Origin of the sequence: Massilia sp. CT11-137 (assembly GCF_047302885.1) — a bacterium.
Taxonomy (GTDB): domain Bacteria; phylum Pseudomonadota; class Gammaproteobacteria; order Burkholderiales; family Burkholderiaceae_D; genus Telluria; species Telluria orientalis.
On the sequence record NZ_JBKYMP010000001.1, the window covers coordinates 3,051,986 to 3,078,186 of the forward strand.

The 26,201-nt window shown below is 67.7% G+C and carries 24 protein-coding genes, 1 tRNA gene and 1 pseudogene; 16 read left to right on the forward strand and 10 right to left on the reverse strand.

Annotated elements, in window-relative coordinates:
• The first annotated feature begins 21 nt into the window (after nt 1–21).
• From ACEN98_RS13875 to ACEN98_RS13885, 3 genes are read left to right on the forward strand one after another with little or no spacing between them, the layout of a single operon-like run.
• Nucleotides 22–609: a hypothetical protein gene (locus tag ACEN98_RS13875; protein ID WP_413385228.1), complete on the forward strand. Its 588-nt coding sequence runs from the start codon at nt 22–24 to the stop codon at nt 607–609.
• A 13-nt stretch (nt 610–622) separates the two neighbouring features.
• The gene (locus ACEN98_RS13880) at nt 623–1,075 is read left to right on the forward strand and encodes an excinuclease ATPase subunit (protein ID WP_413385230.1); all 453 of its coding nucleotides are present in this window, start codon (nt 623–625) and stop codon (nt 1,073–1,075) included.
• Nucleotides 1,072–1,677, forward strand: coding sequence for a 4'-phosphopantetheinyl transferase family protein (locus ACEN98_RS13885; protein ID WP_413385232.1), 606 nt, complete (start codon nt 1,072–1,074; stop codon nt 1,675–1,677). Before ACEN98_RS13880 ends, ACEN98_RS13885 begins: the two co-directional genes overlap by 4 nt.
• Nucleotides 1,678–1,689: 12 nt before the next feature.
• Here the strand turns inward: ACEN98_RS13885 and ACEN98_RS13890 are convergent, their stop codons facing one another.
• The gene (locus ACEN98_RS13890) at nt 1,690–2,250 is read right to left on the reverse strand and encodes a PAS and helix-turn-helix domain-containing protein (RefSeq protein WP_036228456.1); all 561 of its coding nucleotides are present in this window, start codon (nt 2,248–2,250) and stop codon (nt 1,690–1,692) included.
• Nucleotides 2,251–2,377: 127 nt separating this feature from the next.
• On the opposite strand from ACEN98_RS13890, the gene ACEN98_RS13895 reads away from it, so the two are divergent.
• Together ACEN98_RS13895 and ACEN98_RS13900 are read left to right on the forward strand one after the other, a co-directional pair.
• Nucleotides 2,378–3,076 carry a CoA transferase subunit A gene (locus tag ACEN98_RS13895; protein WP_105375893.1) on the forward strand — a complete coding sequence of 233 codons (699 nt, stop codon included), beginning with the start codon at nt 2,378–2,380 and terminating at the stop codon, nt 3,074–3,076.
• A gap of 17 nt (nt 3,077–3,093) precedes the next feature.
• Complete coding sequence (locus ACEN98_RS13900; RefSeq protein WP_413340307.1) at nt 3,094–3,744, forward strand: 3-oxoacid CoA-transferase subunit B; 651 nt, start codon at nt 3,094–3,096, stop codon at nt 3,742–3,744.
• A gap of 45 nt (nt 3,745–3,789) precedes the next feature.
• On the opposite strand, the gene ACEN98_RS13905 is transcribed toward ACEN98_RS13900, so the two are convergent.
• Nucleotides 3,790–5,196, reverse strand: coding sequence for a M56 family metallopeptidase (locus ACEN98_RS13905; protein WP_413385234.1), 1,407 nt, complete (start codon nt 5,194–5,196; stop codon nt 3,790–3,792).
• Nucleotides 5,193–5,579, reverse strand: coding sequence for a BlaI/MecI/CopY family transcriptional regulator (locus ACEN98_RS13910; protein ID WP_413385236.1), 387 nt, complete (start codon nt 5,577–5,579; stop codon nt 5,193–5,195). Before ACEN98_RS13910 ends, ACEN98_RS13905 begins: the two co-directional genes overlap by 4 nt.
• 148 nt (nt 5,580–5,727) lie before the next feature.
• Here ACEN98_RS13910 and ACEN98_RS13915 point away from each other — a divergent pair, with 148 nt between their 5' ends.
• Together ACEN98_RS13915 and ACEN98_RS13920 are read left to right on the forward strand one after the other, a co-directional pair.
• The gene (locus tag ACEN98_RS13915; protein ID WP_413385238.1) at nt 5,728–6,480 is read left to right on the forward strand and encodes an SIMPL domain-containing protein; all 753 of its coding nucleotides are present in this window, start codon (nt 5,728–5,730) and stop codon (nt 6,478–6,480) included.
• 136 nt (nt 6,481–6,616) lie between these two features.
• Nucleotides 6,617–8,308 (forward strand): annotated as a pseudogene (locus ACEN98_RS13920) (ABCB family ABC transporter ATP-binding protein/permease); the annotation flags it as partial.
• Nucleotides 8,309–8,357: 49 nt separating this feature from the next.
• On the opposite strand, the gene ACEN98_RS13925 reads toward ACEN98_RS13920, so the two are convergent.
• A complete protein-coding gene (locus tag ACEN98_RS13925) occupies nt 8,358–9,659 on the reverse strand; it encodes a dicarboxylate/amino acid:cation symporter (protein ID WP_056135387.1) in 1,302 nt (433 codons plus the stop codon).
• Between the two features lie 119 nt (nt 9,660–9,778).
• Entirely contained in the window at nt 9,779–11,071 is a 1,293-nt protein-coding gene (locus tag ACEN98_RS13930; RefSeq protein WP_413385240.1) for an amidohydrolase family protein, read from the reverse strand.
• 73 nt (nt 11,072–11,144) lie between these two features.
• Between ACEN98_RS13930 and ACEN98_RS13935 the strand changes: the two genes are divergently transcribed.
• Nucleotides 11,145–11,717, forward strand: a complete 573-nt coding sequence (locus tag ACEN98_RS13935; RefSeq protein ID WP_413385242.1) for a hypothetical protein — start codon at nt 11,145–11,147, stop codon at nt 11,715–11,717.
• 10 nt (nt 11,718–11,727) lie between these two features.
• Here ACEN98_RS13935 and ACEN98_RS13940 read toward each other — a convergent pair whose 3' ends face one another.
• Both ACEN98_RS13940 and ACEN98_RS13945 read right to left on the reverse strand, forming a co-directional pair.
• On the reverse strand, nt 11,728–12,111 hold the full coding sequence (locus ACEN98_RS13940) for a hypothetical protein (RefSeq protein WP_413385244.1): 384 nt from the start codon (nt 12,109–12,111) through the stop codon (nt 11,728–11,730).
• On the reverse strand, nt 12,112–12,906 hold the full coding sequence (locus ACEN98_RS13945) for a 3-hydroxybutyrate dehydrogenase (RefSeq protein WP_413385246.1): 795 nt from the start codon (nt 12,904–12,906) through the stop codon (nt 12,112–12,114).
• 154 nt (nt 12,907–13,060) lie between these two features.
• On the opposite strand from ACEN98_RS13945, the gene ACEN98_RS13950 reads away from it, so the two are divergent.
• From ACEN98_RS13950 to ACEN98_RS13975, 6 genes are all read left to right on the forward strand, one after another.
• Nucleotides 13,061–13,933 (forward strand): alpha/beta fold hydrolase, encoded by an 873-nt coding sequence (locus tag ACEN98_RS13950; protein ID WP_413385248.1) that lies wholly within the window; start codon nt 13,061–13,063, stop codon nt 13,931–13,933.
• 73 nt (nt 13,934–14,006) lie between these two features.
• Entirely contained in the window at nt 14,007–14,357 is a 351-nt protein-coding gene (locus tag ACEN98_RS13955) for a RidA family protein (RefSeq protein ID WP_036228482.1), read from the forward strand.
• A gap of 9 nt (nt 14,358–14,366) precedes the next feature.
• On the forward strand, nt 14,367–16,607 hold the full coding sequence (locus ACEN98_RS13960) for a RelA/SpoT family protein (protein ID WP_413385251.1): 2,241 nt from the start codon (nt 14,367–14,369) through the stop codon (nt 16,605–16,607).
• Nucleotides 16,608–16,691: 84 nt separating this feature from the next.
• The gene (locus ACEN98_RS13965) at nt 16,692–17,498 is read left to right on the forward strand and encodes an ABC transporter permease (RefSeq protein WP_413385253.1); all 807 of its coding nucleotides are present in this window, start codon (nt 16,692–16,694) and stop codon (nt 17,496–17,498) included.
• Between the two features lie 13 nt (nt 17,499–17,511).
• A complete protein-coding gene (locus ACEN98_RS13970; RefSeq protein WP_413385256.1) occupies nt 17,512–18,447 on the forward strand; it encodes an MlaD family protein in 936 nt (311 codons plus the stop codon).
• Nucleotides 18,444–19,070, forward strand: coding sequence for a hypothetical protein (locus ACEN98_RS13975; RefSeq protein ID WP_413385258.1), 627 nt, complete (start codon nt 18,444–18,446; stop codon nt 19,068–19,070). Before ACEN98_RS13970 ends, ACEN98_RS13975 begins: the two co-directional genes overlap by 4 nt.
• Before the next feature lie 267 nt (nt 19,071–19,337).
• Here the strand turns inward: ACEN98_RS13975 and ACEN98_RS13980 are convergent, their stop codons facing one another.
• Nucleotides 19,338–19,757, reverse strand: a complete 420-nt coding sequence (locus tag ACEN98_RS13980; protein WP_413385260.1) for a hypothetical protein — start codon at nt 19,755–19,757, stop codon at nt 19,338–19,340.
• A gap of 153 nt (nt 19,758–19,910) precedes the next feature.
• Here ACEN98_RS13980 and ACEN98_RS13985 point away from each other — a divergent pair, with 153 nt between their 5' ends.
• Nucleotides 19,911–24,035, forward strand: a complete 4,125-nt coding sequence (locus ACEN98_RS13985; protein WP_413385989.1) for a CheR family methyltransferase — start codon at nt 19,911–19,913, stop codon at nt 24,033–24,035.
• Here ACEN98_RS13985 and ACEN98_RS13990 read toward each other — a convergent pair.
• Both ACEN98_RS13990 and ACEN98_RS13995 read right to left on the reverse strand, forming a co-directional pair.
• On the reverse strand, nt 24,010–25,026 hold the full coding sequence (locus ACEN98_RS13990) for an NAD(P)/FAD-dependent oxidoreductase (protein WP_413385262.1): 1,017 nt from the start codon (nt 25,024–25,026) through the stop codon (nt 24,010–24,012). The genes ACEN98_RS13985 and ACEN98_RS13990 overlap by 26 nt on opposite strands.
• A 70-nt stretch (nt 25,027–25,096) precedes the next feature.
• Nucleotides 25,097–26,023 carry a cation diffusion facilitator family transporter gene (locus ACEN98_RS13995; protein ID WP_413385264.1) on the reverse strand — a complete coding sequence of 309 codons (927 nt, stop codon included), beginning with the start codon at nt 26,021–26,023 and terminating at the stop codon, nt 25,097–25,099.
• Nucleotides 26,024–26,108: 85 nt separating this feature from the next.
• Here ACEN98_RS13995 and ACEN98_RS14000 point away from each other — a divergent pair.
• Nucleotides 26,109–26,185, forward strand: a tRNA-Val gene (locus ACEN98_RS14000).
• Nucleotides 26,186–26,201 lie beyond the last annotated feature (16 nt).

Genomic DNA, 26,201 nt, shown 5'->3' on the forward strand with positions numbered 1-26,201 from the left:
CAACCTAGAAACGGAGAAAAAATGAATAACAAGCACCGGACCATCCTGCTGGCATCGGCAATTGCAAGCGTCGCGCTGCTGCAGGGTTGCGCGACGAGCATCAAGGCATCGTCGACGGCCAATCCGCCGCCCGCGAAACCGTTCTCGGCCTATAGCCGCATCGAGGTCAAGCCCGTCGTGTTCAAGGACGGCTACAAGGGCGACGTCGCCGGCCTGGCCAAGATCGACGAAAACTTCAAGAAAGACCTGGCGCCGCGCCTGGCGCAGTGGAACAGCCGCGCGGCCGACGGCAATACGCTCGTGGTCGAGCCGGTGGTGGAAGAAATGTCCTTCAAGCATGGCGCCAAGCGCGTGCTGCTGGGGCCCCTGGCCGGCAGCTCGGGCGTGCTGATGCGCGTGACGTTCCGCGACAACACCGGCAAGGTCATCGCGACGCCGGAATTCTTCCAGCGGACGGCGGCCTTCAGTGGTGGCTATTCGTTCGGCATCAACGACAACATGATGCTGACCCGGGTGGCGAACTTGGCCAGCGGCTATATCGTCGCCAACTTCGACAAGGCCGTCGGCGGGCCGACGGGTGCCGACGACCAGGCCGTCAAAGCCAACTGACCGGGAGAACACCGTGACGATCAAGACGATGAAGGCGATACTGGCCTGCGCACTGCTGGCGCTGGGCGTGACGACGGCGGCACAGGCGCGCGACACCAAGCTCCTGCTGCCGTTGTCCGCCGCGATGAGCGCGAACGACGCGCAGACGCGCCTGGGTGACTCGGTGAAATTCTATTTCGGTAATCAGCCAACGCCGAAGGTGCTGGAGCGTCTCGGATCCGACAAGACCAGCCAGAAGACCAATTCGTTCGGCAAATCGCCAGAAAAGGCATGCAACTGGGCGTTCTTGTCGGCCATGCTGCGCCTGCAACAGCGCGCCCGCGAGCTGGGCGCCGACGCCGTGATCAACATCGTCAGCAACTACAAGAACGAGGAAATGTCCAGTGACACCCAGTTCGAATGCCACGACGGGGCGATCATGTCGGGCGTGGCGCTGAAGGGCGAGTTCGTCAAGCTGGCCAAATGACGGACCGGGTGGCGCTCGTCCGCCTGCTCGAGGTGCGTACCCTGGACGACTCGGTGCTGGCGCGATGCACCGCGATGCTGGACGATTCGGAGCGCCAGCGCCTGGCCCGCTTCGTCCGGCGCGAGCGCCGCAACCAGTTCATCGCCGGCCGGGTGCTGGCACGGCGGACGCTCGGCGCCGTGCTGGGCGTGGCGCCAGAGGCCGTGCGCCTGGTCGAGCGTCCGGGCGCCGCGCCGGCCCTGGCCATGCCCGCTGCCGGCGCGGCCGGCTTCAGTATTTCTCATAGCGGGCTGTGGATCGCGTGCGCGGCCAGCGCAACGGGCCGGGTCGGACTGGATGTCGAGGTCGTCGATCCGGCGCGTGACATCGCCGTGCTCGCCCCCTACGCATTCGATGCGTCTCAGCAAGCTTGGCTCGCCGCACGCCCAACGGCAACCCGCGTGTCCGATTTCTATCGTGCCTGGAGCACGCTGGAGGCGCGTTTCAAGCTGGGCACGGTGGCTGCGGCGACGTTCGACCTGTCCCGTCCCGGGCTGGCGATCGTCGTATGCAGCGAGCATGCACTGACGGCGCCGCCCGCTGTGGAGTCCGATCGCTTGTGACGCGCTGGCCGCTCAGCGCGACATCCCGACCAGCTTGTGCACGAGTTCCGACGACGTCGACGCCGAGAACTTGCGCATCAGCTTGGCGCGGTGCATCTCCACCGTGCGCGGCGACAGATCCGTTTCGCGCGCGATCACCTTGCTCGTCTTGCCTTCGACGAGCAGCGCCGCGATCTCGCGCTCGCGCGGGGTCAGCTCGGCCGTCACGGGGCGCTTCTCGCTGACGTCCTCGAACGTCCAGACGCCGGCGCCCAGCGGCTCGGCCGGGTCGAGCGCGCGTCCGGTCACGTGGCACCAGAACAATTCCCCATTTCCTCGCCGCATGATGCGCTCGTCCGAGTAGCGGCCCTTCGCGTTCATGATCGGAATGATGCGGTCGCCCGTGCGCAGGAACTCGTCCATGGTCGGGTAGAGTACCGAGAACGACTGGCCGTCGAGCTGTGTGCGCTGGTAGCCGAACATGGCCGCCAGGGCGTGGTTGCACGACTGGATCACGCGGTTCACCGAAATGCACATGCCGACGGGCGCGTGCTGGAAAATCATCTCGTAATCGATGGCGTATGATGCGTTCATTTGATGGTAGTCGACTGTCCCCACAGGAGGCCTTGCCGGTATTTCTACGGTATTGTGCTTCGGTGGGCGCTATTTTATTCTGCAATTCTACTCTGCTGTACAGAACCTCATTATTAAAGGGACGGGTATGAACAAAGTGTATCCTGATGCGCGCTCGGCGCTCGAAGGGGTGGTTGCGGACGGCCAGACGATCGCCGTGGGCGGTTTCGGCCTGTGCGGTATTCCCGAGGCGCTCATCGCCGCGCTGCGCGATTCCGGCGTCAAGAACCTGACGGCCATTTCGAACAACGCCGGCGTCGACGACTTCGGCCTGGGCCAGCTGCTCACCACGCGCCAGATCAGGAAGATGATCTCGTCCTACGTGGGCGAAAACAAGGAATTCGCGCGCCAGTACCTGGCCGGCGAACTGGAACTGGAATTCACGCCGCAGGGCACGCTGGCCGAGAAGCTGCGCGCCGGCGGCGCCGGCATCCCCGCCTTCTTCACCAAGACCGGCTACGGCACCATCGTCGCGGAAGGCAAGGAAACCCGCGAATTCGACGGCGAGATGTACGTGATGGAACGCTCGCTCGTTCCGGACGTCTCGCTCGTGAAAGCCTGGAAGGCCGACCGCGCCGGCAACCTCGTGTTCCGCAAGACGGCACGCAACTTCAATCCGAACGTGGCCACCGCAGGCAAGGTCTGCATCGTGGAAGTCGAGCAACTGGTCGAGATCGGCGAGATCGATCCGGACCAGGTGCATACCCCGAGCATCTTCGTGCACCGCATCGTTCACAACCCGACACCGGAAAAGCGCATCGAACAGCGCACCGTGCGTCAAGCATAAGACCAGGGGAGACAGACATGGCATGGACTCGTGATGAAATGGCCGCGCGCGCGGCCAAGGAACTGCAGGACGGTTTTTACGTGAACCTGGGCATCGGCCTGCCCACGCTGGTGGCCAACTACGTCCCGAACGATATCGAAGTGTTCCTGCAGTCGGAAAACGGCTTGCTGGGCATCGGCCCGTTCCCGACCGACGCCGAAGTGGACGCCGACCTGATCAACGCCGGCAAGCAGACCGTCACCGCGCTGCCGGGCGCCGCCTATTTCAGCTCGGCCGATTCGTTCGGCATGATCCGCGGTGGCAAGATCAACCTGGCGATCCTCGGCGCGATGCAGGTATCGGAAAAGGGCGATCTCGCCAACTGGATGATCCCAGGCAAGATGGTCAAGGGCATGGGCGGCGCGATGGACCTCGTGGCCGGCGTCAAGCGTGTCGTCGTCGTGATGGAACATGTGGCGACGGCCAAGGATGGCTCGACGAGCCACAAGATCCTGAAAAAATGCGACCTGCCGCTGACGGGCGTCGGCGTCGTCGACCGCATCATCACCGACCTGGGCGTCATCGACGTCACCGACACCGGCCTCAAGCTCGTCGAGCTGGCGCCGGGCGTCACCAAGGATGAAGTCGTGGCCGCCACGTCGGCCGAGCTGGACGTCTCCAGCGTGTGATGTCCTTCCGGGCGGCACTGCGGTGCCGCCCGTCATCTCCGTCCTTCAGCGCAGCTCCCACACGTACTGGACCGGTTGCCAGGAAGACACGGGCCGGCCGTTGCGCAGTGCCGGTGCGAACCGGCAGCGGTGCAGGGCGTCGCGGGCCGCCTCGTCCATGCTGGCGTAGCCGCTGGAGCGCAGGATGGTCGAGTCCGTGACGAAGCCGGAGGCGTTCACGCGGAAGCTCACCGTGACCGTACCCTCGTGGCCCGCCGCGATGTCGGCCTGCGGGTATTGCGGTTTCTTGCAGCTGGAGAAATCCGCAACCGCGGACCGCGTCAGGCCGGCCGTCGCGGTGGCAATCGGGCCATCCCGGGTCGACAGCGCGTGGGCGCTCGCCGCGCACGCCAGGGCGAGGCCGAGCACGGGAATCGCGGCGCGCCAGTCCAGCGCCTGCGGATCCGGACGGACCAGGCGGCGGATGCGCGCCATCAGGTCGCCGCCGGCCGCGGCCTGGGCCAGGTGGTGCCCCGAAAACTGCAGGCGCTCCAGTTCCGACAGTGCCCGGGCCAGGCGGCGCGGCTCGCCCAGCCGGCGCGCGGCGAAGTCGTCGGCGATCTGCTCGCGCTCGTGGCGGATGCGGCGCGAGATCCACCACACGGCCGGGTGATAGAACAGCAGGGCCTCGATCACGTTCTGCACGAGGTTGACGAGGTAGTCGTGGCGCCGGACATGGCCCAGCTCATGCGCCAGCAGCGCTTCCAGCAATTGCGGCGGCATGCCCGTCACGAGGGCGGCCGGCACGAGCACGACGGGCCGCCAGAAGCCGGCCGTGACCGGACTCGCCAGGCCGTCGACGATGCGCAGGCGCACGGTGCGGTCGATGCCGCAGCGGGCGGCCAGTTGGGCCAGCCTCGATTGCCACACGCGTTCCGCGGCGCTGCCGGCCTGTGCCGGCGTGGCGCGTCCACCCGTGGCGCGTCGCACCCATACCAGCCCCATCGCCATGCGCAGCCCGAGCGCCGCCGCGCAGGCCGCCCATGCGCCGACGACCCAGTCGAGATGCCGCTGCAGCAGGCCGAGCAGGCCGGCCGCGTCGAGCAGCACCGCCGCCGATGCCGGCGCCAGCGGCAGGGCGTGCGCGGCCTGCGCGTCGTGCCCGGCCTGCAGCATCATGACGAAGTCGGCGGCCGGCCACACGAAGCACAGCAGCAGCGCGCCGCATGCGACGGCATAACGGCGTTCCGGCCGGGCGTTGCGCAGCGCCATGAGCAGCACTGCCGTCGTGCAGCCGATCAGCGCGCCTTGCCACACGAAGTGCAGCAACGCCCATCCGAGGCCGGGCACGAACGACTGCGACAGCGTGGCCAGGAATCCGGTCACCACGTCAGGCAGGTGCGACGGCAGTGGCGCGAGCGGACTCGTCGGCAGCAATACCGATAACAGCCCGGTGACGAGCCCGGCGCTCATTGTTCGTCTCCGTCTTTCAGCAGTTGTTCGATCTCATCGCGCTCCTTTTTCGAGATGCCGCTCTTGAGTGCGGCCAGCACCAGCGCCTTGGCCGACCCGGCGAAGGCGCGCTGCATCAGGTCCTTCAGCAAATTCGTCTGCAGCGATTCCTGCGCGTGGGCCGGTGCGTACACGTGAGACCGTTCGCTCTCGTCGCGGATCAGCAAACCTTTACCGTGCATGATCTGCATCAGGCGGAGCACGGTCGCGTACGTCACCTCCGGACGTTCCTTGACGATGTCTTCGTGAACCCGGCGCGCCGTGGCCGCGCCCAGCGGCCAGAGTACCTGCAGCAGGTCGAGTTCGGCGGGCGTCGGCCTGGGCGGGGCGGGGGATTTGGCCATGGCGGTGTCTCGGAACGTGGTCGATAAATCTAGACTAACTCGTCTAGATCAAGTTGTCTACAAGTTTATTTTCCATGCACTGGCTTGTTTCCGCAGACTGTCCGGCACTACCATAGACATCACTGTCTACATAAAAAAGGGAGTGTCCATGCTGAAAACCCGCCTGCGCGCGAGCGCCCTCGTCCTGCTGCTGGCTTCGAGTGGCGCCGGCGCGTCGTCCGTCCCCGATTATCCGTTCGTGCACGTCACCGGGAGTTCGTTCCAGGCCGTCGTACCCGACCTCGCCAGCCTCGATTTCGAGATCGTCGCGCCCGATGCCGACCCGGCCGCGGCGCGCGCCGTCGTCGAGGCGCGCGTGGGCGAGGTGCGTGACCTGGCGCGGCAGTTCGGCATCGAGGCCGACGATGTCGTCGTGCGCGAGGTGCGGCAAGGCATACGCAAGGAGGAAAAGGCCGCGAACGGCGGGCCGCTGTACGAACTGCGCTGCGACGTCCACATCAACGTGCGTAACGTCGCCAACTGGGCCGCGCTGGCCGGCGGCCTGCTCGGCAAACCGAACCTCGACGGCTTTGCGTCCGCTTTTGACCGCACCGACATGGACACCATCCACGACGAACTCGTGACCCAGGCCATCCAGGACGCGCGCCGCCAGGCCGAGGTGATGGCGGCCGCGGGCGGACGGCGCGTCGGCGGCCTCATGGGCGCGACGCCGGAAGCGCTGAAGAACCTCAGCACGGCGATGGGCCTGGAACGAGCCGACTTCCGGCGCGACGGCGGTGCGGACCGGGCGCGCGCCCAGGACGTCGATCGCGAGCAATTGCTGGCCGTGCCGGCGCTGAAGCTGCGCCAACCCGTCGATGTCATCTTCCGCCTGGAAAACCTGCCGCGCCGCACGCGCTGACCGCATGAATGCTTGAGGCAGCACAGGCGCCGGACGGGAGCCTTGCGCCGCCGCGACGGTCAAACCCGGCATGACCGCCGACACCGCCGCCGACCGTGCCGCCCGCCGCCGCTTCGCGGCCGAGCTGTGGGGCGTGATGCGCGCCAACCGCGGGCGGGTGGCGGTGTCCATCGTCCTGTTGCTGGCCGCGAAAGTGGCGACGGTGGCCGTGCCGCTGCTGCTCAAGCGCATCATCGACGCGTTTTCGCAGGCGACGCTGCCCGCGCTGCTGCCCTGGTATCTGCTGGTGGGCTATGCGCTGCTGCGCTTCGCGAGCACGCTGTTCAACGAATGGCGCGACCTGCTGTTCGCGCGCGTGACGCTGAGCACGGTCTCGGCGTATGCGGGCAAGACGTTCGCGCACCTGCATGCGCTCGGGCCGCGCTTCCATGCCCGGCGCCAGGTCGGCAGCCTGTTGCCGGACATCGACCGCGGCACCAGCGGCATCGCCTACCTGCTGGGCGTCGGGCTGTTCACGATCGTGCCGACACTCGTCGAGATCGGCCTCGTGCTCGCCATCATGCTGCGCCGCTATCCGGCGGGCTACGCCGCCTTCATCGTCGCGACCTTCCTCCTGTACGCGGGCTTCACGCTCGTGTTCACGGCGCGGCGCGTCGTCTACCAGCGGCGCGTGAACAAGCTCGATTCACGCGCCAAGGGCCAGCTGGCGGACAGCGTGCTGAACTACGATACCGTGAAGTACTTCACGAACGAGGGCCACGAGGCGGCGAAGTTCGCGGCCACGATGGACCGGTGGCGCGACGCGGGTGTCAAGAACCAGCGCGCGCTGTTCCTGCTGCACGTGGGGCAGAGCGGCGTGATCGCGCTGGGCGTCGCCGCCATCATGCTGCTGGCGGGGCAGGACGTGCTGGCGGGCCGGATGCGCGTGGGCGATCTCGTGCTGATCAATGCGTACGCGCTGCAGGTCTGCCTGCCGTTGAACGCCCTGGGCTTCGTGTACCGGGAATCGCGCGACGCGTGGGTCAACGCGGAGCGCCTGTTCGCCCTGCTGGGCGAGCAGCCGGAGATGCCGGACCTGCCGGGGCAGCCCGCGCTCGTGCCCGGCGCGGGCGAGGTGGTGTTCGAGCACGTGGGCTTCGACTACGAGCCGGGCCGCACCGCGCTCGACGACGTCAGCCTGCGCATCCCGCCCGGCACCACGCTGGCCGTCGTCGGACGCAGCGGTTCGGGCAAGTCGACGCTGGCGCGGCTGCTGTTGCGTTTCTACGACCCCGACCGGGGACGCATCCTCATCGACGGGCAGGATATCCGCCGCTGCAGCCCCGCCAGCGTGCGCCGCGCGATCGGCGTCGTGCCGCAGGATGCCGCGCTGTTCAACGACACGGTGGCCAGCAACATCGGCTACGCGCGCGCGGGCGCTGGGCGCGAGGAGATCGTGGCGGCGGCGCGGGCGGCGCAACTGCACGAAACGATCGCCGCGCTGCCGGACGGCTACGACAGTCCGGTCGGCGAGCGGGGCGTGAATTTTTCGGGCGGCGAGCGCCAGCGCATCGGCATCGCGCGCGCGATCCTCAAGCAGCCCGTGATCCTCGTGTTCGACGAGGCGACGTCGGCGCTCGATGCCGTGTCCGAACATGCGATCGTGAAGGAGCTGGAGCGCCTGTCGGCGCAGCGCACGACGCTCGTCATCGCGCACCGGCTGTCGACCATCGTGCATGCGCACGCGATCATCGTCATGGACCAGGGCCGCATCGTGGAGCGGGGCACGCACGAGGAACTGTTGCGGAGGAACGGCGTGTATGCGCGGTTGTGGCTGTTGCAAAAAAAAACGCCGGGCGAACCCGGCGTCTGAACGAGGAATCGTTCCCTGTCCTGGCTTACGCAGCTTCGCGGACCGGGTGCAGGTCGCCGGTCGCGTCGTCCGGGCTCGGATTCTTCAGCTCGGCGGTCAGGCGCTCTTTGTCCAGCTCGCCTTCCCATTTCGACACGACGACCGTGGCGACGCCGTTGCCGATGATGTTGGTCAGCGCGCGGCATTCGCTCATGAATTTGTCGATGCCGAGGATCAGGGTCATGCCGGCCACCGGGATGGTCGGGACGACGGCCAGCGTGGCGGCCAGCGTGATGAAGCCGGCGCCGGTGATGCCCGAGGCACCTTTCGAGGTCAGCATCGCCACGCCCAGGATCGTCAGTTCCTGCGTCAGGGTCAGTTCCGTGTTCGTGGCCTGGGCGACGAACAGGGCGGCCATCGTCATGTAGATGTTGGTGCCGTCCAGGTTGAACGAGTAGCCGGTCGGCACGACGAGGCCCACGACCGATTTCGGGCAACCCATTTTTTCCAGCTTGCGCATCAGGGCCGGCAGGGCGCTTTCCGACGAGCTCGTACCGAGGACGATCAGCAGCTCTTCCTTGATGTAGGCGAGGAAGCGGAAGATCGAGAAGCCGGTCAGGCGGGCGATGGTGCCGAGGACGATGGCGACGAACAGGAAGCAGGTCAGGTAGAACGAACCGACGAGCGAGGCCAGCGGGATCAGCGACTTGACGCCGTATTTGCCGATGGTGAAGGCCATGGCGCCGAATGCACCGATCGGGGCGACTTTCATGATGATGTTCACGACGCCGAAGATGGCGTGCGACATGTCGTCGATGAAGCGGGTCAGCGGACGGCCGCGTTCACCCAGCATCGACAGCGCGAAGCCGAACAGGATCGCGATCAGCAGGACTTGCAGGATTTCCCCTTTGGCGAACGCATCCACGAACGTGTTCGGGATGATGTTCATGAGGAAGTCGGTCGTGGTCAGCGCCTTGGTCTTCTCGGTGTACTGGGCGATCGAGTGCGTGTCCAGCGTGGCCGGGTTGACGTTGAAGCCGGCGCCCGGCTTGATCACGTTGGCGACGAGCAGGCCGATGGCCAGTGCGAACGTCGACACGATCTCGAAGTAGAGCAGCGCCTTGCCGCCGACGCGTCCGACCTTTTTCATGTCCTGCATGCCGGCGATACCGGCGACGACGGTACAGAAAATCACCGGGGCGATGATCATCTTGATCAGTTTGACGAAGCCGTCTCCCAAAGGCTTCATCGCCGTTGCGATGCCCGGATCGTAGATACCCAGCAGGACGCCTACGATAATCGCAAACAATACCTGGACATAAAGGACTTTATAGAATGGTTTTTTCATGGCTAGGCTTCATGCGCTATTGGTAACACCGTCATCATCACGCAAAATATCTGCATCGGCTATTGTGGAAAACCGCAACGCCGTAGCCGATATCAGGAATGCCGATCGGTGAATGACGCTCATTGAATCCCTGGCTGATTCCGGTACACCATTCCGCCCTTCATCACGAATCCCACCTTGCGCAGCGCAGCAATATCCGCCGTCGGATCGCCGTCGACCGCGACGACGTCCGCCAGCATGCCGTTGCGGATCGCGCCCAGGTCCTTGCGGTCGAGGATGCCGGCGGCGACGACCGTCGCCGCGCGCAACGCTTCCGTCGGGCTCATGCCCAGGCGGACCATCCACTCCAGTTCGCGCTCGTTCGTGCCGTGCGCAAACACGCCGACGTCGCTGCCGTTGCCGATGGTCACGCCCAGCTTGCGGGCGAGGCGGAAGGCGCGCTCGGCCTGCTGCATCGCGGGCGTGGGCGCGCCGCCGCGGACGTGGCGCTGGAAGTATTCGCCGATCGCTTCGGGCGCCGTCAACGTGGGCACGTACGCCACCTTGCGTTCCAGCATCAGCCTGAACGTCGCTTCACTGGCGCCATAGCCGTGTTCGATCGTGTCGGCGCCGGCCAGCACGGCCAGGCGGATCGCGTCGTCGCTGCTCGCGTGCGCCGCCACCTTGCGGCCACCGGCGTGCGCGGCCGCGACGATCGCCTTCATTTCCTCGAGCGTGAACGTGGGGCGCGTGCCGCCGTCCGGACCCGTGCGGTAGTCGGCATAGAATTTGATCCAGTCGGCGCCGTGGGCGGCCTGCTCGCGCACGGCCTTCGTCGCCTCGTCCGCGCCCGTCGCCTGCTGGGCGCCGTACGGGATGTCCATGTCTGGACGATAGCTGCGCTCGGCCGGGCCGTAGCTCGCCGTGGCGACGATGGCGCGCGTGGCGACGAGCAGGCGCGGGCCGGGGATCTGTCCTTCCTCGATCGCGCGCTTGATGCCGACGTCCGCATAGCCCGCGCCTTCCGTGCCGAGGTCGCGCAACGTGGTGAAGCCGGCCTGCAGGGTGTCGGCCGCGTGGCGCACGGCCAGCGCGACGCGGTAGGCCGGCGCTTCCTTCAGCACCTGGTCGTCCCACGTCGTTTCGTTGTAGGGGTGGAGCAGGACGTGCGAGTGCAGGTCGATGAGTCCCGGGATCAGGGTCTTGCCGGGCAGCGCGATGCGGTCGACGTCGGCGGGGACGGGCAGGGTCGAGGCCGGGCCCACGCCCTGGATGCGGCCCTGCGCGACGAGCACGCTCCAGCCGGCGTGCGGCGCGCCGTCGCCGGTCCAGACTTTATCCGGTGTGAGCAGCACGGGGCGCCGGTCGGCGGCGTGCGTGCCCTGCATCGTGCAGCCCAGCAGGGCCAGCGTCGCCAGGAGTGCTCGCATCATGTGTCCTTTCTCGTCGTGTGAAGCGAAAAGGCGATCATAGCCGAGCACGGGGCGGATGGCTTATCATGGACCGATGACACCGAAAATCCTCGTCCCCCTGCTGGCTGCGCTGTGCGCGTGCACCGCATCCGCGCAAGAACCCGCGCAACTGATGCAGGAGATCGCGGGCGTGTACAAGCACCGCTTCATGAGCGCGACGATCACGCCCGGCAAGGCGCCAGGCGAGGCGGACGTGCCGTACCAGGCCGAGGACGTCATCGAGATCGTGCCCTACGATGCCGATCACGTGTACGTGCGCGCCCACCTCGATTTCTACAACGGCCACATGTGCGACATCGCCGGCATGGGCCGGTATGAACAGGGTGCGTTCGTCTACCACGATCCGGCGCCGTCGCCGCTGCCGGAAGCGCCGCAGTGCGCATTGCGGGTGAGCGTGGCGCACGACCAGCTGACGCTCACGGACCGCGCCACGCCCGACGCCGCGTCGAGCTGCCGGGCGTACTGCGGTGTGCGCGGCAGCCTGGAGTATTCGATTGGCCTGGACAAGCGCCGCCCCATCCGCTACCTGGACCGGCTGAAGGCGTCGCGTGAATACCGCAAGGCGATCGACGACCTGCATGCGACCGAGCCGCGGACGGCGCCCTGACCGGACCGTTTCATTCGAGATCCTGCATCGATTGCGCGATGCCGGTCTCGACGTCATGCAGGAACGCCGCGCCCTTGGCCGACAGCGCGATGCCGGGCACGGCCAGTTCGATGAGGCAGGCGAGGGCCTGCCGGAACCATTCCAGGTCGGTGCCCATCAGCGGCAGCGCGTGGGCGTCGACGAGATAGTGCACGGCGCGGGCCAGCAGCGCGGTGTCGCGGCCGGCGTTGGCGACGAGCAGCGCGAAGTCGGCCGCTTCGCGTTCGAAGCGGTCGGCCAGCGTTTCGAGGATGTCGCGCGACACCTGCGGCTGGCCTGACGCGAGCACGACGTGCGCGAGTTCCAGGCAGGCGTCGTGCAGGCCCGGAATTTCCAGGGTTTCGTCGATGGACATTTATTGCGCGACCCAGCCGCCGTCCATGTTCCACGCGACGCCGCGCACCTGGTTCGCGGCCGGGCTGCAGAAGAACACGGCCAGCGCGCCCAGTTCTTCCGGCGTGACGAATTCGCCCGACGGCTGTTTTTCCAGCAGCAGGTTTTTCTTCGCCTGCTCGTTGCTGATGCCCTCGCGCGCGGCGCGGTCGTCGACCTGTTTCTGCACGAGCGGGGTCAGCACCCAGCCCGGGCAGATCGCGTTGGCGGTGACGCCGGTCGGGGCCGTCTCCAGCGCCGTCGATTTCGTCAGGCCGACGAGGCCGTGCTTGGCGGCGACGTACGCCGACTTCTGCGCCGACGCGACGAGGCCGTGGGCCGACGCGAGGTTGATGATGCGGCCCCAGTTCTTCTGCTTCATGTAGGGCAGCGCGAGGCGCGTGGTGTGGAAGGCCGAGCTGAGGTTGATGGCGATGATCGCATCCCATTTCTCGACGGGGAAATCCTCGACGTTCGCGACGTACTGGATGCCGGCGTTGTTGACGAGGATGTCGACGCCGCCGAATTTCTCAAGCGCGAAGGTCATCATCGCCTGGATCTGGTCCGGCCTGGACATGTCGGCGTTGTGGTAAGCGGTCTGTACGCCGAATTCCTGGCCGATGTCGGTGTACAGCTTTTCGATCTGCTGCGCGTCGCCGAAGCCGTTGAAGACGATGTTGGCGCCTTGCTCGGCCAGCGCGCGGGCGATGCCGAGGCCGATGCCCGAGGTCGAGCCGGTGACGAGTGCAGTCTTGCCGCTTAACATGGTGGATTTCATTCGTTCCTCTTTCTCGTGGACAGTTTCTATGAGAGCCGGGTGGTCCCGGGCCAGACTTGGTAGAATTCTAATCGCTCCACCGGGTAAAATGTTGGCGACCGCCTGGTCCTTGATGTTTCCGGCGGAAGCATGGTGAACGTCGGAACTTTTGAAAATGAGCGAACCGAAGCTGAAATCCGTGCTGTGCAGTTCGCCCGTCGGCCTGCACCGCATGGCATACAAGGAGTGGGGCGACCCCGCCAACACGAACGTGCTCGTCTGCGTGCATGGCGTGACGCGCGTGGCGGACGATTTCGACGCGCTGGCGCGGGCCATGAGCGACCGCTACCGCGTCGTCTGCCCGGACGTCGTCGGCCGCGGCCGGTCCGGCCGGCTGCGCGACCCGGCGCATTACGTCATTCCGCAATACGTGGCCGACATGGTGACCCTGATCGCCCGCGTCACGTCCGGGGATGAAGGCGTCGAGTGGTTCGGCACGTCGATGGGCGGCCTGATCGGCATTGCCCTCGCGTCGCTGCCGGGCAGCCCGGTCCGCCGCATGGTGCTGAACGACATCGGGCCCGTGCTGGACCCGGTGGCGCTGGCGCGCATCGGCGACTACATCGGCCAGGCCATCCGCTTCGCGACCTTCGCCGAAGGGGCCGCGTACGTGCGGACGGTCTCGACGCCGTTCGGGCCGCACAGCGACGCCCAGTGGGACAAGCTGGCGCGCGACGTGCTCGTGCAGCAGCCGGACGGGCAATGGGCGCTGCACTACGACCTCGGGCTCGCGCAGCCGTTCAAGGCCATGACGCCGCAGAAGGTGGCGCAGGACGAGGCGCAGCTGTGGGCCGCGTACGACGCGATCCGCTGCCCCACGCTGCTCGTGCGGGGCGAGCACTCGGACCTGCTGGCGCGCGCGACGGCGGAAGAGATGACGCGGCGCGGACCGAAACCGCGCCTGGTGGAGATCGCGGGCGTGGGCCATGCGCCCACGTTCCTGCAGCCGGAGCAGATCGCGATCGCACGGGAATTTTTGACCGGCTGAGCAAGCCGGAGGTGTTCGGCTCCACGGCCGGGCGAAACGGCCGCAAGGCCTGGTTTTATTACTAGAGAAAAGCATGGAAATCAAACGACTGCACGTAGGCAAACGACTGTCCGAAGTCGCCATCCACAATGGCACGGTGTACCTGGCCGGCCAGGTCGCCAGCGACACGACGCAGGACATCCTCGGCCAGACGCGCGAAGTGCTGGGTCACATCGACCGCCTGCTGGCGGAAGCCGGCAGCGACAAGAGCCGCATCATCTCGACCCAGATCTACATCACCGACATGGCCAACTTCCCGGCCATGAACACCGTGTGGGAAGCGTGGGTCGTGCCGGGCCAGACGCCGCCGCGCGCCACCGTCGAAGCCAAGCTGGCCGATCCGGCCGGCCTGGTCGAAATCGTCGTCGTGGCCGCCCAGGCGTAAGCACACGCGATGGTATCGATTGTCGCGCTCGGCGACGCCACCTCCCAGCTGGTCCATGGCCTCGGCCCCGACGACTGCGCGCGCGTAAAGGGCGCGCTCGACTTCGCGGCCGAGCGCTATGTCGAACGCACGGCCGGCACCGGCCAGAGCGCGTTCGAGTTCTCGCTGGGCGTGGCCGGCACGCTCGCGCTGTTGCGCAGCGATGCCGAGACCCGCATCGCCGGCCTGCTGTTCGAGCTGGCGATCGTGGACCCGGGCGTGGCCGAGGCGCTCGAGGAGCGCTTCGGCAAGGAAGTGGCGGACATGGTGCGCGGCGTGCACCAGCTGATCCGCCTGCGCGACCTGACGGCGGCCCAGGCCCCCGTCGGGCGCGGCAAGAATGCGGCCCAGGAGGCCATGGCGCAGGTCGAAACCCTGCGCAAGATGCTGCTGGCGATGGCCAGCGACATGCGCGTCGTGCTGATCCGCCTCGCCTCGTGCGTGACCACGCTGCGCTACTTCGCGGAGCACAAGCGCTTCGACGACGTCACGCGCAATTACGGCCGCGAGGTGCTCGACCTGTACGCGCCGCTCGCCAACCGGCTCGGCATCTTCCAGCTGAAATGGGAGCTGGAAGACCTGTCGTTCCGGATGATGGAGCCGGACACGTATAAACGCATCGCCAAGATGCTCGAAGAGAAGCGCATGCTGCGCGAAAGCTTCGTGGCGTCGTCGATCGAACGCCTGCAGAAGGAACTCGCGGCCGCGGGCATCGAGGCCGAAGTGTTCGGCCGCCCGAAGCACATCTACAGCATCTGGAAGAAGATGCGCGGCAAGGAGCTCGATTTCTCCGAGCTGTACGACGTGCGCGCGTTCCGCGTGATCGTCGGCGACATCAAGACCTGCTACACCGTGCTGGGCGTCGTCCACAACATCTGGACGCCGATCCCGAAGGAATTCGACGACTACATCTCGCGCCCGAAGCCGAACGGCTACCAGTCGCTGCACACGGTCGTCACCGCGGAGGACGGGCGCCCGCTGGAAGTGCAGATCCGCACGCAGGAGATGCACAACTTCGCCGAGTACGGCGTCGCGGCGCACTGGCGCTACAAGGAAGAAGGCGGCTCGAATTTCAAGAGCCAGGAATACGACGAGAAGATCGCGTGGCTGCGCCAGCTGCTGGCGTGGAAGACGGAAGTCGCGAGCGCCGTCACGGGGCAGGAAGAGCTGCAGCGCGAGTGGGTCGAGAAGCTGAAATCGACGACCCTCGACGACCGCATCTTCGTGCTGACGCCGCAGGCGCGCGTGCTCGAGCTGCCGGTCGGCGCGACGCCGATCGACTTCGCCTACCACCTGCACAGCGAGGTGGGCAACCGCTGCCGCGGCGCCAAGGTCGACGGGGTGATGGTGCCGCTGAACACGCAGCTGAAGAACGGCCAGACGTGCGAGATCATCACCGCGAAGGGGCCGGCCGGCAGCCAGGGGCCGTCGCGCGACTGGCTCAGCCCCGGCTACACGGTCAGCAGCCGCACGCGGTCGAAGATCCGCGCCTGGTTCCACGCGCTGGAACTGGCGGAGACGCTGGCCCACGGCCGCGCGCTCGTCGAAAAGTCGCTGCAGCGCGAAGGCAAGACCGCGGTCAACCTGGATACGCTCGCGCACAAGCTGGGGTTTGCCAAGGTCGACGACCTGTTCATCGCGGTGGGCAAGGAGAAATTCAGCCTGCGCCACGTGGAAGCCGCACTGCACGACGCGGCGCCGGCGGCCCCGATGCCGGACGAAGCCGTCGTCAACAAGAGCCGCGCGTCGAGCGTGGAGCAGGGCGCCAAGTCGGGCGTGCTGGTCGTCGGCACGGAAGGCCTCATGACGCAGCTGGCGCGCTGCTGCAAGCCGGCGCCGCCGGACCCGATCATGGGCTTCGTCACGCGCGGCAAGGGCGTGTCGATCCACCGCGCGAGCTGCAAGAACTTCGCCGAGATGGCCGCGCGCAATCCGGAACGGGTGCTCGAGACGGAATGGGGCACGACGGGCCTGGAGACCGTGTTCCCGGTCGATATCTTCATCCTCGCGGCCGACCGCCAGGGCCTGCTGCGCGACATCTCGGAAGTGCTCGCGATCTCGAAGATCAACGTGATCGGCGTGAACACGCAGAGCAGCAAGGGGACCGCGAAGATGGTGTTCACGGCGGAGATCAGCTCGACCGGGCAGTTGCAGAAGGCATTGGCGACGATCGCCGAAGTGAAGGGCGTGCAGCAGGCCCGGAGGACGTAGGGTGGGCACCCCGTGCCCACGCGTGGCGTATGCAAATTGCTGGCGTTTCGCGTGGGCGGAGGCCGCCCACCCTACAATGCAAACATGTCGATGACTTCGCTCTTGTATATCAAACCGCGCTACTGGGGCCACGTGGCCGCGCGCTACATCGCCAGCTGGTGGTCCATGCTGCACCTGGGCGCCGTGGCGCTCGTGATGGCGCTGACGCCGTCCACGTACCACCGCGCCAACCGCCTCGCCACGTCGCGCTACATCTACGCGAGCACGTGGCAGGTGCTGCCCTGGTTCACCGTGCTGACGGCGCTCGTCAGCCTCGTCATCATCCGCATCGTGCTCGTCACGGCGCAGAGCTACGGCCTGTCGCGCTACGCGCTGGAAATGGTCGTGCGCGTGCTCGTGCTGGAACTGCTGCCGCTGTCGGCCGCGATGTTCGCCGCGCTGCGGGCCGGCATGGCGTTCGATGCCGGTGCCATGGGCCTCGCGCGCAGCGGCGTGCCCGCCGGCGAAGCGACGGCCGAGACGTTGCGCCGCCTGCGCCGCGACCTCGTGCCGCAGGTGATCGCCAACGCGTTTTCCGTGCTGAGCCTCGCGATGGTCAGCAGCGTCATCGTGCTCGTGCTCGCGTACCTGAACGTGTACGGCCTGTCGCCATGGGGCCTGCCGGACTACACGCGCACGGTGGGCCGCGTGTTCGACCCGACGGTGACGCTCGGCTTCGTGTTCAAGACGGTGCTGTTCGGGCTCGCGGTGGCGGTGATCCCGAGCGCCGCCATCCTGGAACTGCTGCGCCGTCCGCGCCGCTTGCACACGAACGTGCAGCCGGGCGCGCTGCGGCTGCTGTTCGTGCTGCTGCTGATCGAGGCCAGTTCGCTGGCCGTCAAATACATCTAACGACATTCATACGATGAGCGACAAAGACATTCCTCCCGACGAACCGAAACACGTGGAAGCGAAGGCGCTGTTCCTGCTCGTGCTGATCGGCGCGCTGATCGTGGCGTTCTTCCTGTACGTGATGTATGCCCGCGGCGTGTTCGAGAAGACGCAGGAACTGGTGCTCGTCGCCGACGATTCCTCGGGCGTCATCCCGGGCATGGACATGACGTTCGCCGGCTTCCCCATCGGGCGCGTGCGCCAGGTCGAGCTGGGCAAGGACGGCAAGGTCAACATCCTCGTCGACATCGCGCAGAACGATGCGAAATGGCTGCGCACGACCAGCGTGTTCACGCTCGAGAGCAGCGTCGTCGGCGAGACGCGGCTGCGCGCGTACAGCGGCGTGCTGACGGACCCGCCGCTGCCGGACCATGCCCAGCGGCCCGTGCTGCGCGGCGACGCGGCGGCCGAGATCCCGCGCCTGATGGCCACGGCGCGTACCTTGCTGGAAAACCTGGAGACGATGACGCGCGCCGATTCCCACATCGGCAACACGCTGGCCAACGTCGATGCGCTGTCCGGCCGCCTGTCCGGCCGCTACGGCGTGCTGGGCACGGCGCTGGGCGGCGACGCGGAGGCGGAAAAGCTGCTGCAGACCCTGCACCGCGTGGACGCGCTGCTCGCGAAGACCGACCAGCGCGTGTTCGGCAAGAAGGGCGTGATGGACGATGCGCAGAGCGCGATCCGCGAATTGAACGGCCTGCTGGCCGACGCCCGCGGGACACTCCAAAAGGCCGACGGCGTGCTGGCCGAGGCGCAGGCCGTCGCGAAGAACGCGCACGCGGCCACCGACGACCTGGGCCGGCTGCGCGGCGAGGTCGATGCCAGCCTGCGCAAGGTGAACCGCCTCGTCGACGAGATCAACCGCAAATGGCCGTTCAAGCAGGACACGGAGATCAAGCTGCCATGATGACCAAGCCTCTTATCGCTGCCGCGCTCGTCGTATTGTCCGGCTGCGCCAGCAAGCCGCAGCCGCCCGCCTGGGAAGGCGATGCGAAGAGTTCCCTGGACGGTTACACGGACGATTTCCTGCGCGGGGACTCTGGCGCCGCCGACGCCGAGTTCGCGCGCGCCCGCCGCGCGAGCGCCAGCACGGGGCGGTTCGACATCGTCGCCCAGGCGGAACTGGTACGCTGCGGCGTGAAGGCGGCGGCGCTCGACTACGAGTGCCCCGGCTTCGCGGCGGTCGCGCACGATGCGACGCCGGCCCAGCGCGCGTATGCCGCCTACCTGGACGGCCGCTGGCAGGGACTGGAAACGAACCTGCTGCCGGAGCAGCACCGCGCCGTCGTCGCGAGCGGCTCGCTGGCCGGCGTCGCCGATCCGCTGGCGCGGCTCGTCGCGGCCGGGGCGCTGCTGAAGGCGGGGCGCATCACGCCCGCGGACATCGGCGCCGCGGTCGACACGGCATCGAGCCAGGGTTGGCGCCGGCCGCTGCTGGCGTGGCTGGGCGTGCAGGAACAGCGTGCCCGCGCGGCCGGCGACACGGCCGCAGCGGAAGGCATCCGCCGCCGCATCGAACTGGCCCAGTAGGGTGGGCACCCCTGTGCCCACGCGTGACGCCAGCATACTGGCCCGGTAGGCCGGGCACCCCTGTGCCCACGCGTGACGCCAGCATACTGGCCCGGTAGGGTGGGCACCCCTGTGCCCACGCGTGACGCCAGCATACTGGCCCGGTAGGCTGGGCACCCCTGTGCCCACGCGTGACGCCAGCATACTGGCCCGGTAGGGTGGGCACCCCTGTGCCCACGCGTGACGCCAGCATACCGCAAGCGTTCGCGTGGGCACGGGGTGCCCACCCTACCTGACGCGGATGACGCGCGCCGCGTTGTTGTTCGTTTCCAGCTGCAGGTAATAGGCGCCGAGCGCGCCCCGTTCGATGCGCACGGCCGGATCCACGAGGTCCGGCAGGACGGCATCGATGTCGTCCACGACGCGCCACACCTGGCCGTTCGCGAGGGTGAGCTGGGTGCCGTGGCGCCAGCCGTCCAGGCGGCCGCGCACGGTGCTGCGGATCGCCGCCGGCTCGTCGTCGACCTTCCGTTCCAGGCGTTTGCCGCCGAAGCGCTGCTCGGCCGGCGGTGCCACGGGCAGCGCCTCGTAGCAGGCCAGCCGGCTCGCCGTATCGGGGAGGGCGCGGCAGCGCAGCACGAGGGCGTCATCCACCGCGCCGGCGACGCCGCATGCGAACAGCAGCAGCAGGGGAATGGTCCTTTTCATCCGGCAATTATATCGGCAGCGGCCGGGTCAAACTTTCGGCGCGGCCGGCAGTCCAATCTTTTGCGCGATCGAGGTGCGCGCGGCTGTCCGGAACACCCGCCATCGTTTAGACTGCCGGTTCCTCAATCGCCGCCAACCGACTCCATGTCCGACATGCTCGACACCGCAGCCGCCGCCGAAACATCGCCCAGCGCCCCCTCCCTGCCGTTCCCGGTCGTCGGCATCGGCGCGTCGGCCGGCGGCCTGCCCGCGCTGCTGCGGCTGTTCGAAGAGATGCCGGCGCACAACGGCATGGCCTTCGTCGTCGTGCTGCACCTGTCGCCCAAGCACCAGAGCAATGCCGACCAGTTGCTGCAGCGCGCCACGCGCATGCCGGTGCTGCAGGTGGTCGAGACGGTCAAGATCGAGCCCAACCACGTGTACGTGATCGCACCGAGCAAGCAGCTGACGATGATGGACGGCAGCCTGACCGTTGCCGAGATGCAGCGCCCGCGCGGCCAGCACATCGCCATCGACGCGTTCTTCCGCACCCTGGCCGAGGCCCAGCGCGAACGGGCGCTGGCCGTCGTGCTGTCCGGCACGGGCGGCGACGGTGCCGTCGGCATCGGCCGGGTCAAGGAAATGGGGGGCGTGATCCTCGTCCAGCACCCCGGTGACGCGGAACACGACGGCATGCCGCTCGCGGCCATCGGCACGGGGCTCGTCGACTTCGTGCTGCCCGTCGTCGAGATGCCGCAGAAGCTGGTCGATTTGTGGAAGAACGCCAGCGCGATCGAGCTGCCGCCCGCCGGACCGGCCGACCTGCCCGCGTCCGCCGTGACGGAACTCGACGAAAGCGCGGACGCGGAACAGGCCTTGCAGCGCGTGCTGGGCCTCCTCCGCGCGCAGACGGGCCACGACTTCCGGCAGTACAAGCGGGCTACGGTGCTGCGCCGCATCGAGCGCCGCATGCAGGTGCGCGCCGTGCATTCGCTGCCGGACTACCTGCGCCTGCTCGAAGCGGACGTGGGCGAGCACAAGCTGCTGCTGAATGACCTTCTGATCGGCGTGACGAATTTCTTCCGCGACCGCGAGGCCTTCGAGACGCTGGAGCGCGACGTCCTGCCGGCCATCTTCCGCGACCGCAAGCCCACGGACGAGGTGCGCGCGTGGGTCGCCGGCTGCGCCACCGGCGAGGAAGCGTATTCGCTGGCGATGCTGCTGGCCGACCAGGCGAGCCTCATGCCCCATCCGCCGACTTACCAGGTATTCGCCTCCGATATCGACGAGCATGCGATCGCCATCGCGCGCGCCGGCACGTACCCGACGTCGATCGTGACGGACGTGACGCCGGCCCGGCTGCGCCAGCATTTCACGCGCGACGAGAACCGCTACCAGATCCGCAAGGCGGTGCGCGACCGCATCCTGTTCGCCGTGCACAACCTGTTGCGCGATCCGCCATTCTCGCGCATCGACGTGGTCAGCTGCCGCAACCTGCTGATCTACCTGAACCGCGACATCCAGCAGCGCGTGCTGGAGACGTTCCACTTCGCGCTGAAGCCGGGAGGCTACCTGTTCCTCGGGTCGTCCGAGTCGGCCGAATCCGTCGACGAGCTGTTCATCCCCGTCGACAAGAAGAACCGCATCTACCGTTCGCGCGCCGCCGTGCGCACGTTGCCGTACCACCGCGCCCAGCACGCGGCGCCTGCGCACCTGAACCTGCCGGAGCCGCGCGCGCTGGCCGCGTCGGCGCGGCGCCAGGCGTCGCTGGCGGACGTGCACCAACGCGCGCTGGCTCAGTTCGCGCCGCCGAGCGTCGTCGTGGACCTCGACCACAACATCGTCCACATGTCCGAGCGCGCCGCGCAATACATGCGGCTCGTGGGCGGCGAACCGTCGCGCGACATCCTCGCGCTCGTGCTGCCTGAACTGCGCATCGACCTGCGCAGCGCGTTGTACCAGGTGCAGAACTCGGGCGTCAGCGTGGAAGGGCGCCAGGTGTCGATCGCGCGCAACGGCCGGCCGAGCATCGTCAGCGTGACGGTGCGGCCGTTCCACGACGACGAGGCGAACCAGGACTTCCTGCTCGTGATGTTCTCCGAGGTCGAGCTCAGCCTGGAGATGGCGGGCAGCGAGGGGCGCGAGGGCGGCGACGACGTCGTCCTGTCGCAGCTCGAAGCGGAACTGCAGCGCAAGAAACAGCAGCTGCAGGAGACGATCGAGCATGCCGAGGTGTCGAACGAGGAGCTGCGTGCCGCCAACGAGGAACTGCAAGCCATCAACGAGGAACTGCGCTCGGCCACGGAAGAACTGGAGACGAGCAAGGAAGAGCTGCAGTCGGTGAACGAGGAACTCATCACCGTCAACTACGAGCTCAAGATCAAGGTCGAGGAGACGGGCAAGGCGAACGACGACCTGAACAACCTGATCGCGTCGACCGACATCGCCACGATCTTCGTCGACAGTGCCATGCGCATCAAGCGCTCCACGCCGCGCGCGGCGGACATCTTTTCCATCATCCCGTCGGACATGGGACGCTCCCTGCTCGACCTCACGCACCGCCTCGACTACAAGGAACTGGCGGACGACGTGGCGCTCACGTTCAATACGCTGCGCATGGTCGAGCGCGAGGTGCGCAGCCACGACGGCCGCTACTACATCGTGCGGCTGCTGCCGTACCGCACGACGGAAGACCGCATCGAAGGCGCCGTGATGACCTTCTTCGACATCACGGGGCGGCGCGAGGCCGAGGAAAAGCTGCGCGCGGGCGAAGCGCGCATGCGCCTGGTGGCGGAGAGCACGAAGGATTACGCGATCATCACGATGGACCGCGACGGCCGCGTGACGAGCTGGAACCGCGGCGCCGAGCGCATGTTCGGCTACCGCGAGGACGAGGTCGCGGGCCGCAACCTCGATTTCCTGTTCCTCCCCGAGGACCGCGAGCGGGGAGCCCCGGCCGACGAGATGGAACGCGCGCGCCGCAACGGCCGCGCCCTGAACGAACGCTGGCACGTGCGCAAGGACGGCAGCCAGCTGTTCTGCAGCGGCGAGATCACGCAGATCGAGAACGGCGAGTATTCCGGCTACGCGATGATCGCGCGCGACGAGACCGTGCGCGTGCGCCACGAGCGCGAGCGCGAGCAGACGCTGAGCTCCGAACAGCGCGGCCGCAGCGACGCCGAGAACGCGGTCGCCCTGAAGGACGAATTCCTGGCCATCATGGCGCACGAGCTGCGCCACCCGCTGAACCTCATCCACATCAACGTCGAGCTGCTGGCGCGCCTGCCCGAACTGCGCCAGGTGCCGGCCGTGGCCCGCTCGACGGGCGTGATCCGCAATGCCGTCATGAGCCAGGCGAAGCTGATCGACGACCTGCTCGACATGTCGCGCGTACGCACCGGCAAGCTGACCCTGTCGATGGCGCCGCTCGACCTCGAACCGCTCGTGCAGGAAGCGGTCGACGCGGTGCGCGCGGGTCCGGGCAGCGGCGAACTGGCCATCGGCATCGAGACGGACGGCACGCCGCTGCACGTGATGGCGGACAGCGTGCGCGTCGGACAGGCCGTCATGAATTTGCTGAGCAATGCGCTCAAGTTCACGCCGCCGGGCGGCTCGATCGCCGTACGGCTCGTCCGCGACGGCGACGCGGCGCGCATCGACGTGGCGGACACCGGTCAGGGCATCGCGCCTGACCAGTTGCCGCGCGTGTTCGACATGTTCGCGCAGTCGGCGTCCGTGACGACGCGGGTCAAGAGCGGCCTCGGTATCGGCCTGGCGCTCGTGCGCGAGATCGTCGCCCTGCACGGCGGCCGCGTCGAAGCGTTTTCGGAAGGCGTCGGCAAGGGCGCGCGGTTCACCGTCTGGCTGCCGCTGGCGGAAACGGGCGCGATCCGCGCGGACGACGGGGAGGGCGGCCCGCGCCAGGATATCGCCGGCGTGCGCATCCTGCTCGTGGACGACGTCGAGGAGGTCGTGACGACGTGCCAGACGCTGCTCGAGATGCACGGCGCGCTCGTCACCGGCGCGACGAGCGCGCGGCAAGCCCTCGCCATCCTCGCCGACCGCGACGTCGACCTGCTGATCTCGGACATCTCGATGCCCGACATGGACGGCTACGCGCTGCTGAAGGCGGCACGGGCGCTGCCGCGCCATGCGCGCTTGCCGGCCATCGCCGTCAGCGGCCTGGCGCGCGAGAAGGACATCGCCCAGGCCCGCGCCAGCGGCTTCGACGCCCACCTGGGCAAGCCGCTGTCGGTCGAGCGGCTCACGGAGATCATCCGCGACCTGTTGCCCGGGTAGGGGGGGCGCTGGTGCCCGGCGCCGCTTCCAGGTGCGGGCGAGCGGGCCGCAGCGCGGGCGGCAACTGGTTGTGGATGCGCACGGCCGCGCGCGCCGCCTGGCCAGCCGCCACGGCGATCTGGTTCAGGCCCACGACGACGTCGCCGATCGCGTACAGGCCGGGCACGGTCGTTTGCTGGTGGTCGTCGACGACGATCTCGTCGCACTGCGCCGTGCGCGCGCCCAGCTTCGCGGCGAGGCCCGATCTGGCATTCTCGCCCAGCATCGGGTAGAACACGTCGGCCTCGTGGTCCTGTCCATCCTCCGTGTGCAGCACGGGTTTCATCGATGCGTCCAGCGTGACGGACAGCAGCGGCGAATCGACGATGCGCACGCCGGCCGCGTCGAGGCGGCGCCGGTCGTCAGCGCCCAGCATCGACGGCGAGCCCCGTTCGAACAGGGTGACGTCCGCACTGAACGTGCGCATGAACAGCGCGTGGCCGACCGGGTTCACGTCGGACGTCGCGACGGCGATGCGCTTGTCGATCACGTCGAAGCCGTCGCACACGGGGCATAGGCGCACGGACCCGAACGCGACGGCCTCGCGCCAGTTCTCGATCGGGAGGCCCGCGTCCGCGACGCCCGTCGCCAGCAGCACCGTGTGGGCGCGGATCCGCACGATGTCATCGATGCCTTCGGGCTGGTAGTCGCCGACGAACAGGCCGTCCTCGATGCGCAGGTCGACGATCTCGCCCGGCATCACGCTGCCGCCGTAGCGCTGCAGCTGCGACGCGAGGTTGCCCAGCAGGATGTGGCCGGGCACGCCTTCTGGGAAGCCGGGATAGTTGTGCGAGACGGGGATCAGGCGCAGGCGGCTGTTGCCCTTGTCGACGAGGGCGACGTTGCGCGTGAAGCGGCGCAGGTAGATGGCGGCGGTCAGGCCGCCCGGGCCGCCGCCCACGATCAGCGTGTCGTAGACGTGCGCGGTGGCGAGTTCGGTGGAGGTAGGCATGTGCCGATTATCCGCAGGGTGGCTGCGGCTGGGCTATCGGCGCGTGACCCGAGGCCGGGTCGGAACCCGCTTACAGGGTGTCGGAGCAGTCGCGCAGTTCGGGCTGCAGTGTGACGTGGTCGATGCCGTGCTTGTCGAGCAGCATGATCTTGACCGCGCGCAGCACGTCGGGCCAGGCGTTCAGGTCGTCGATTTCCAGGTGGCCGATCAGCGCGGGTTCTCCTGGCGACATGTCCCACACGTGCAGGTCGTGCACGGAGCGCACGCCCGGAATGCCCGCCAGGTCGGCGCCGATTTTCAGGTAGTCGATCTGGTGCGGCACGCCTTCCATCAGGAAGTGATAGGACTCGCGCAGCACGCTCACGGTCGACTTGAGGATCAGCAGCGACACGAAGATCGACAGGATCGGGTCGATGCGCACCCAGCCGGTGAAATGGATGACGGCGCCCGCGGCGATGGCGGCGATGGAGCCGAGCAGGTCGCCCAGCACGTTGATGAGGGCCGCGCGCGTGTTGATGCTCTGCTCGTCGCGCGACAGCACCCACGCGACGGCGATGTTGATGCAGGCGCCGATCGCGGCGACGATCAGCACGGTCTTGCCGCCCACGTGCTCCGGATGCGCGAGGCGCTGGACGGCTTCGTAGACGATCCAGCCGACGAGCAGCAGCATCGCGAGGCTGTTCACGAAGGCGGCGAGCGCCTCCGCGCGCACGAAGCCGAACGAATGGCGCGCGGACGGCGGCCGCCGCGCGATCAGCTGGGCCAGCAGGGCGAGGCCAAGGGCGGCGGCGTCGGTGACCATGTGGCCGGCGTCCGAGATCAGTGCGAGCGAATTCGACAGGAAGCCGCTGACGACCTCCACCAGCGCATACAGCAGGGTCAGCCCGAGCGCGATGGCCATCGCCCATTGGCTGCGGCCTTCGATCGTGTGGGCGTGGCGGGCGTCGCCGTCGAGGTGGGCGTGGAGGTGGGCGGAGGAGCCGGCTTGGTCGGACATGAAAGTGAGGGAATCGGAAAACAGGCGGCAGTATACCCGGCGTCCTTGCAGAATAGTGTCCGATCCCCTTATAATAGCGGCATACGGGCGGTTAGTTCAGCTGGTTAGAATACTTGGTCGACATCCAAGGGGTCGCAGATTCGAATTCTGCACCGCCCACCAGAACACCAAAGACAAG

What these genes read in the sequence shown, in the direction of transcription:
- ACEN98_RS13895 (WP_105375893.1), top strand. Translation starts at nt 2,378, where the DNA reads ATGAACAAAGTGTATCCTGATGCGCGCTCGGCGCTCGAAGGGGTGGTT.
- ACEN98_RS13900 (WP_413340307.1), top strand. Translation starts at nt 3,094, where the DNA reads ATGGCATGGACTCGTGATGAAATGGCCGCGCGCGCGGCCAAGGAACTG.
- ACEN98_RS13940 (WP_413385244.1), bottom strand. Translation starts at nt 12,111, where the DNA reads ATGTCCATCGACGAAACCCTGGAAATTCCGGGCCTGCACGACGCCTGC.
- ACEN98_RS13955 (WP_036228482.1), top strand. Translation starts at nt 14,007, where the DNA reads ATGGAAATCAAACGACTGCACGTAGGCAAACGACTGTCCGAAGTCGCC.
- ACEN98_RS13995 (WP_413385264.1), bottom strand. Translation starts at nt 26,023, where the DNA reads ATGTCCGACCAAGCCGGCTCCTCCGCCCACCTCCACGCCCACCTCGAC.
- ACEN98_RS13970 (WP_413385256.1), top strand. Translation starts at nt 17,512, where the DNA reads ATGAGCGACAAAGACATTCCTCCCGACGAACCGAAACACGTGGAAGCG.
- ACEN98_RS13910 (WP_413385236.1), bottom strand. Translation starts at nt 5,579, where the DNA reads ATGGCCAAATCCCCCGCCCCGCCCAGGCCGACGCCCGCCGAACTCGAC.
- ACEN98_RS13975 (WP_413385258.1), top strand. Translation starts at nt 18,444, where the DNA reads ATGATGACCAAGCCTCTTATCGCTGCCGCGCTCGTCGTATTGTCCGGC.
- ACEN98_RS13905 (WP_413385234.1), bottom strand. Translation starts at nt 5,196, where the DNA reads ATGAGCGCCGGGCTCGTCACCGGGCTGTTATCGGTATTGCTGCCGACG.
- ACEN98_RS13890 (WP_036228456.1), bottom strand. Translation starts at nt 2,250, where the DNA reads ATGAACGCATCATACGCCATCGATTACGAGATGATTTTCCAGCACGCG.
- ACEN98_RS13885 (WP_413385232.1), top strand. Translation starts at nt 1,072, where the DNA reads ATGACGGACCGGGTGGCGCTCGTCCGCCTGCTCGAGGTGCGTACCCTG.
- ACEN98_RS13950 (WP_413385248.1), top strand. Translation starts at nt 13,061, where the DNA reads ATGAGCGAACCGAAGCTGAAATCCGTGCTGTGCAGTTCGCCCGTCGGC.
- ACEN98_RS13985 (WP_413385989.1), top strand. Translation starts at nt 19,911, where the DNA reads ATGCTCGACACCGCAGCCGCCGCCGAAACATCGCCCAGCGCCCCCTCC.
- ACEN98_RS13930 (WP_413385240.1), bottom strand. Translation starts at nt 11,071, where the DNA reads ATGATGCGAGCACTCCTGGCGACGCTGGCCCTGCTGGGCTGCACGATG.
- ACEN98_RS13875 (WP_413385228.1), top strand. Translation starts at nt 22, where the DNA reads ATGAATAACAAGCACCGGACCATCCTGCTGGCATCGGCAATTGCAAGC.
- ACEN98_RS13925 (WP_056135387.1), bottom strand. Translation starts at nt 9,659, where the DNA reads ATGAAAAAACCATTCTATAAAGTCCTTTATGTCCAGGTATTGTTTGCG.
- ACEN98_RS13980 (WP_413385260.1), bottom strand. Translation starts at nt 19,757, where the DNA reads ATGAAAAGGACCATTCCCCTGCTGCTGCTGTTCGCATGCGGCGTCGCC.
- ACEN98_RS13990 (WP_413385262.1), bottom strand. Translation starts at nt 25,026, where the DNA reads ATGCCTACCTCCACCGAACTCGCCACCGCGCACGTCTACGACACGCTG.
- ACEN98_RS13965 (WP_413385253.1), top strand. Translation starts at nt 16,692, where the DNA reads ATGTCGATGACTTCGCTCTTGTATATCAAACCGCGCTACTGGGGCCAC.
- ACEN98_RS13935 (WP_413385242.1), top strand. Translation starts at nt 11,145, where the DNA reads ATGACACCGAAAATCCTCGTCCCCCTGCTGGCTGCGCTGTGCGCGTGC.
- ACEN98_RS13915 (WP_413385238.1), top strand. Translation starts at nt 5,728, where the DNA reads ATGCTGAAAACCCGCCTGCGCGCGAGCGCCCTCGTCCTGCTGCTGGCT.
- ACEN98_RS13960 (WP_413385251.1), top strand. Translation starts at nt 14,367, where the DNA reads ATGGTATCGATTGTCGCGCTCGGCGACGCCACCTCCCAGCTGGTCCAT.
- ACEN98_RS13945 (WP_413385246.1), bottom strand. Translation starts at nt 12,906, where the DNA reads ATGAAATCCACCATGTTAAGCGGCAAGACTGCACTCGTCACCGGCTCG.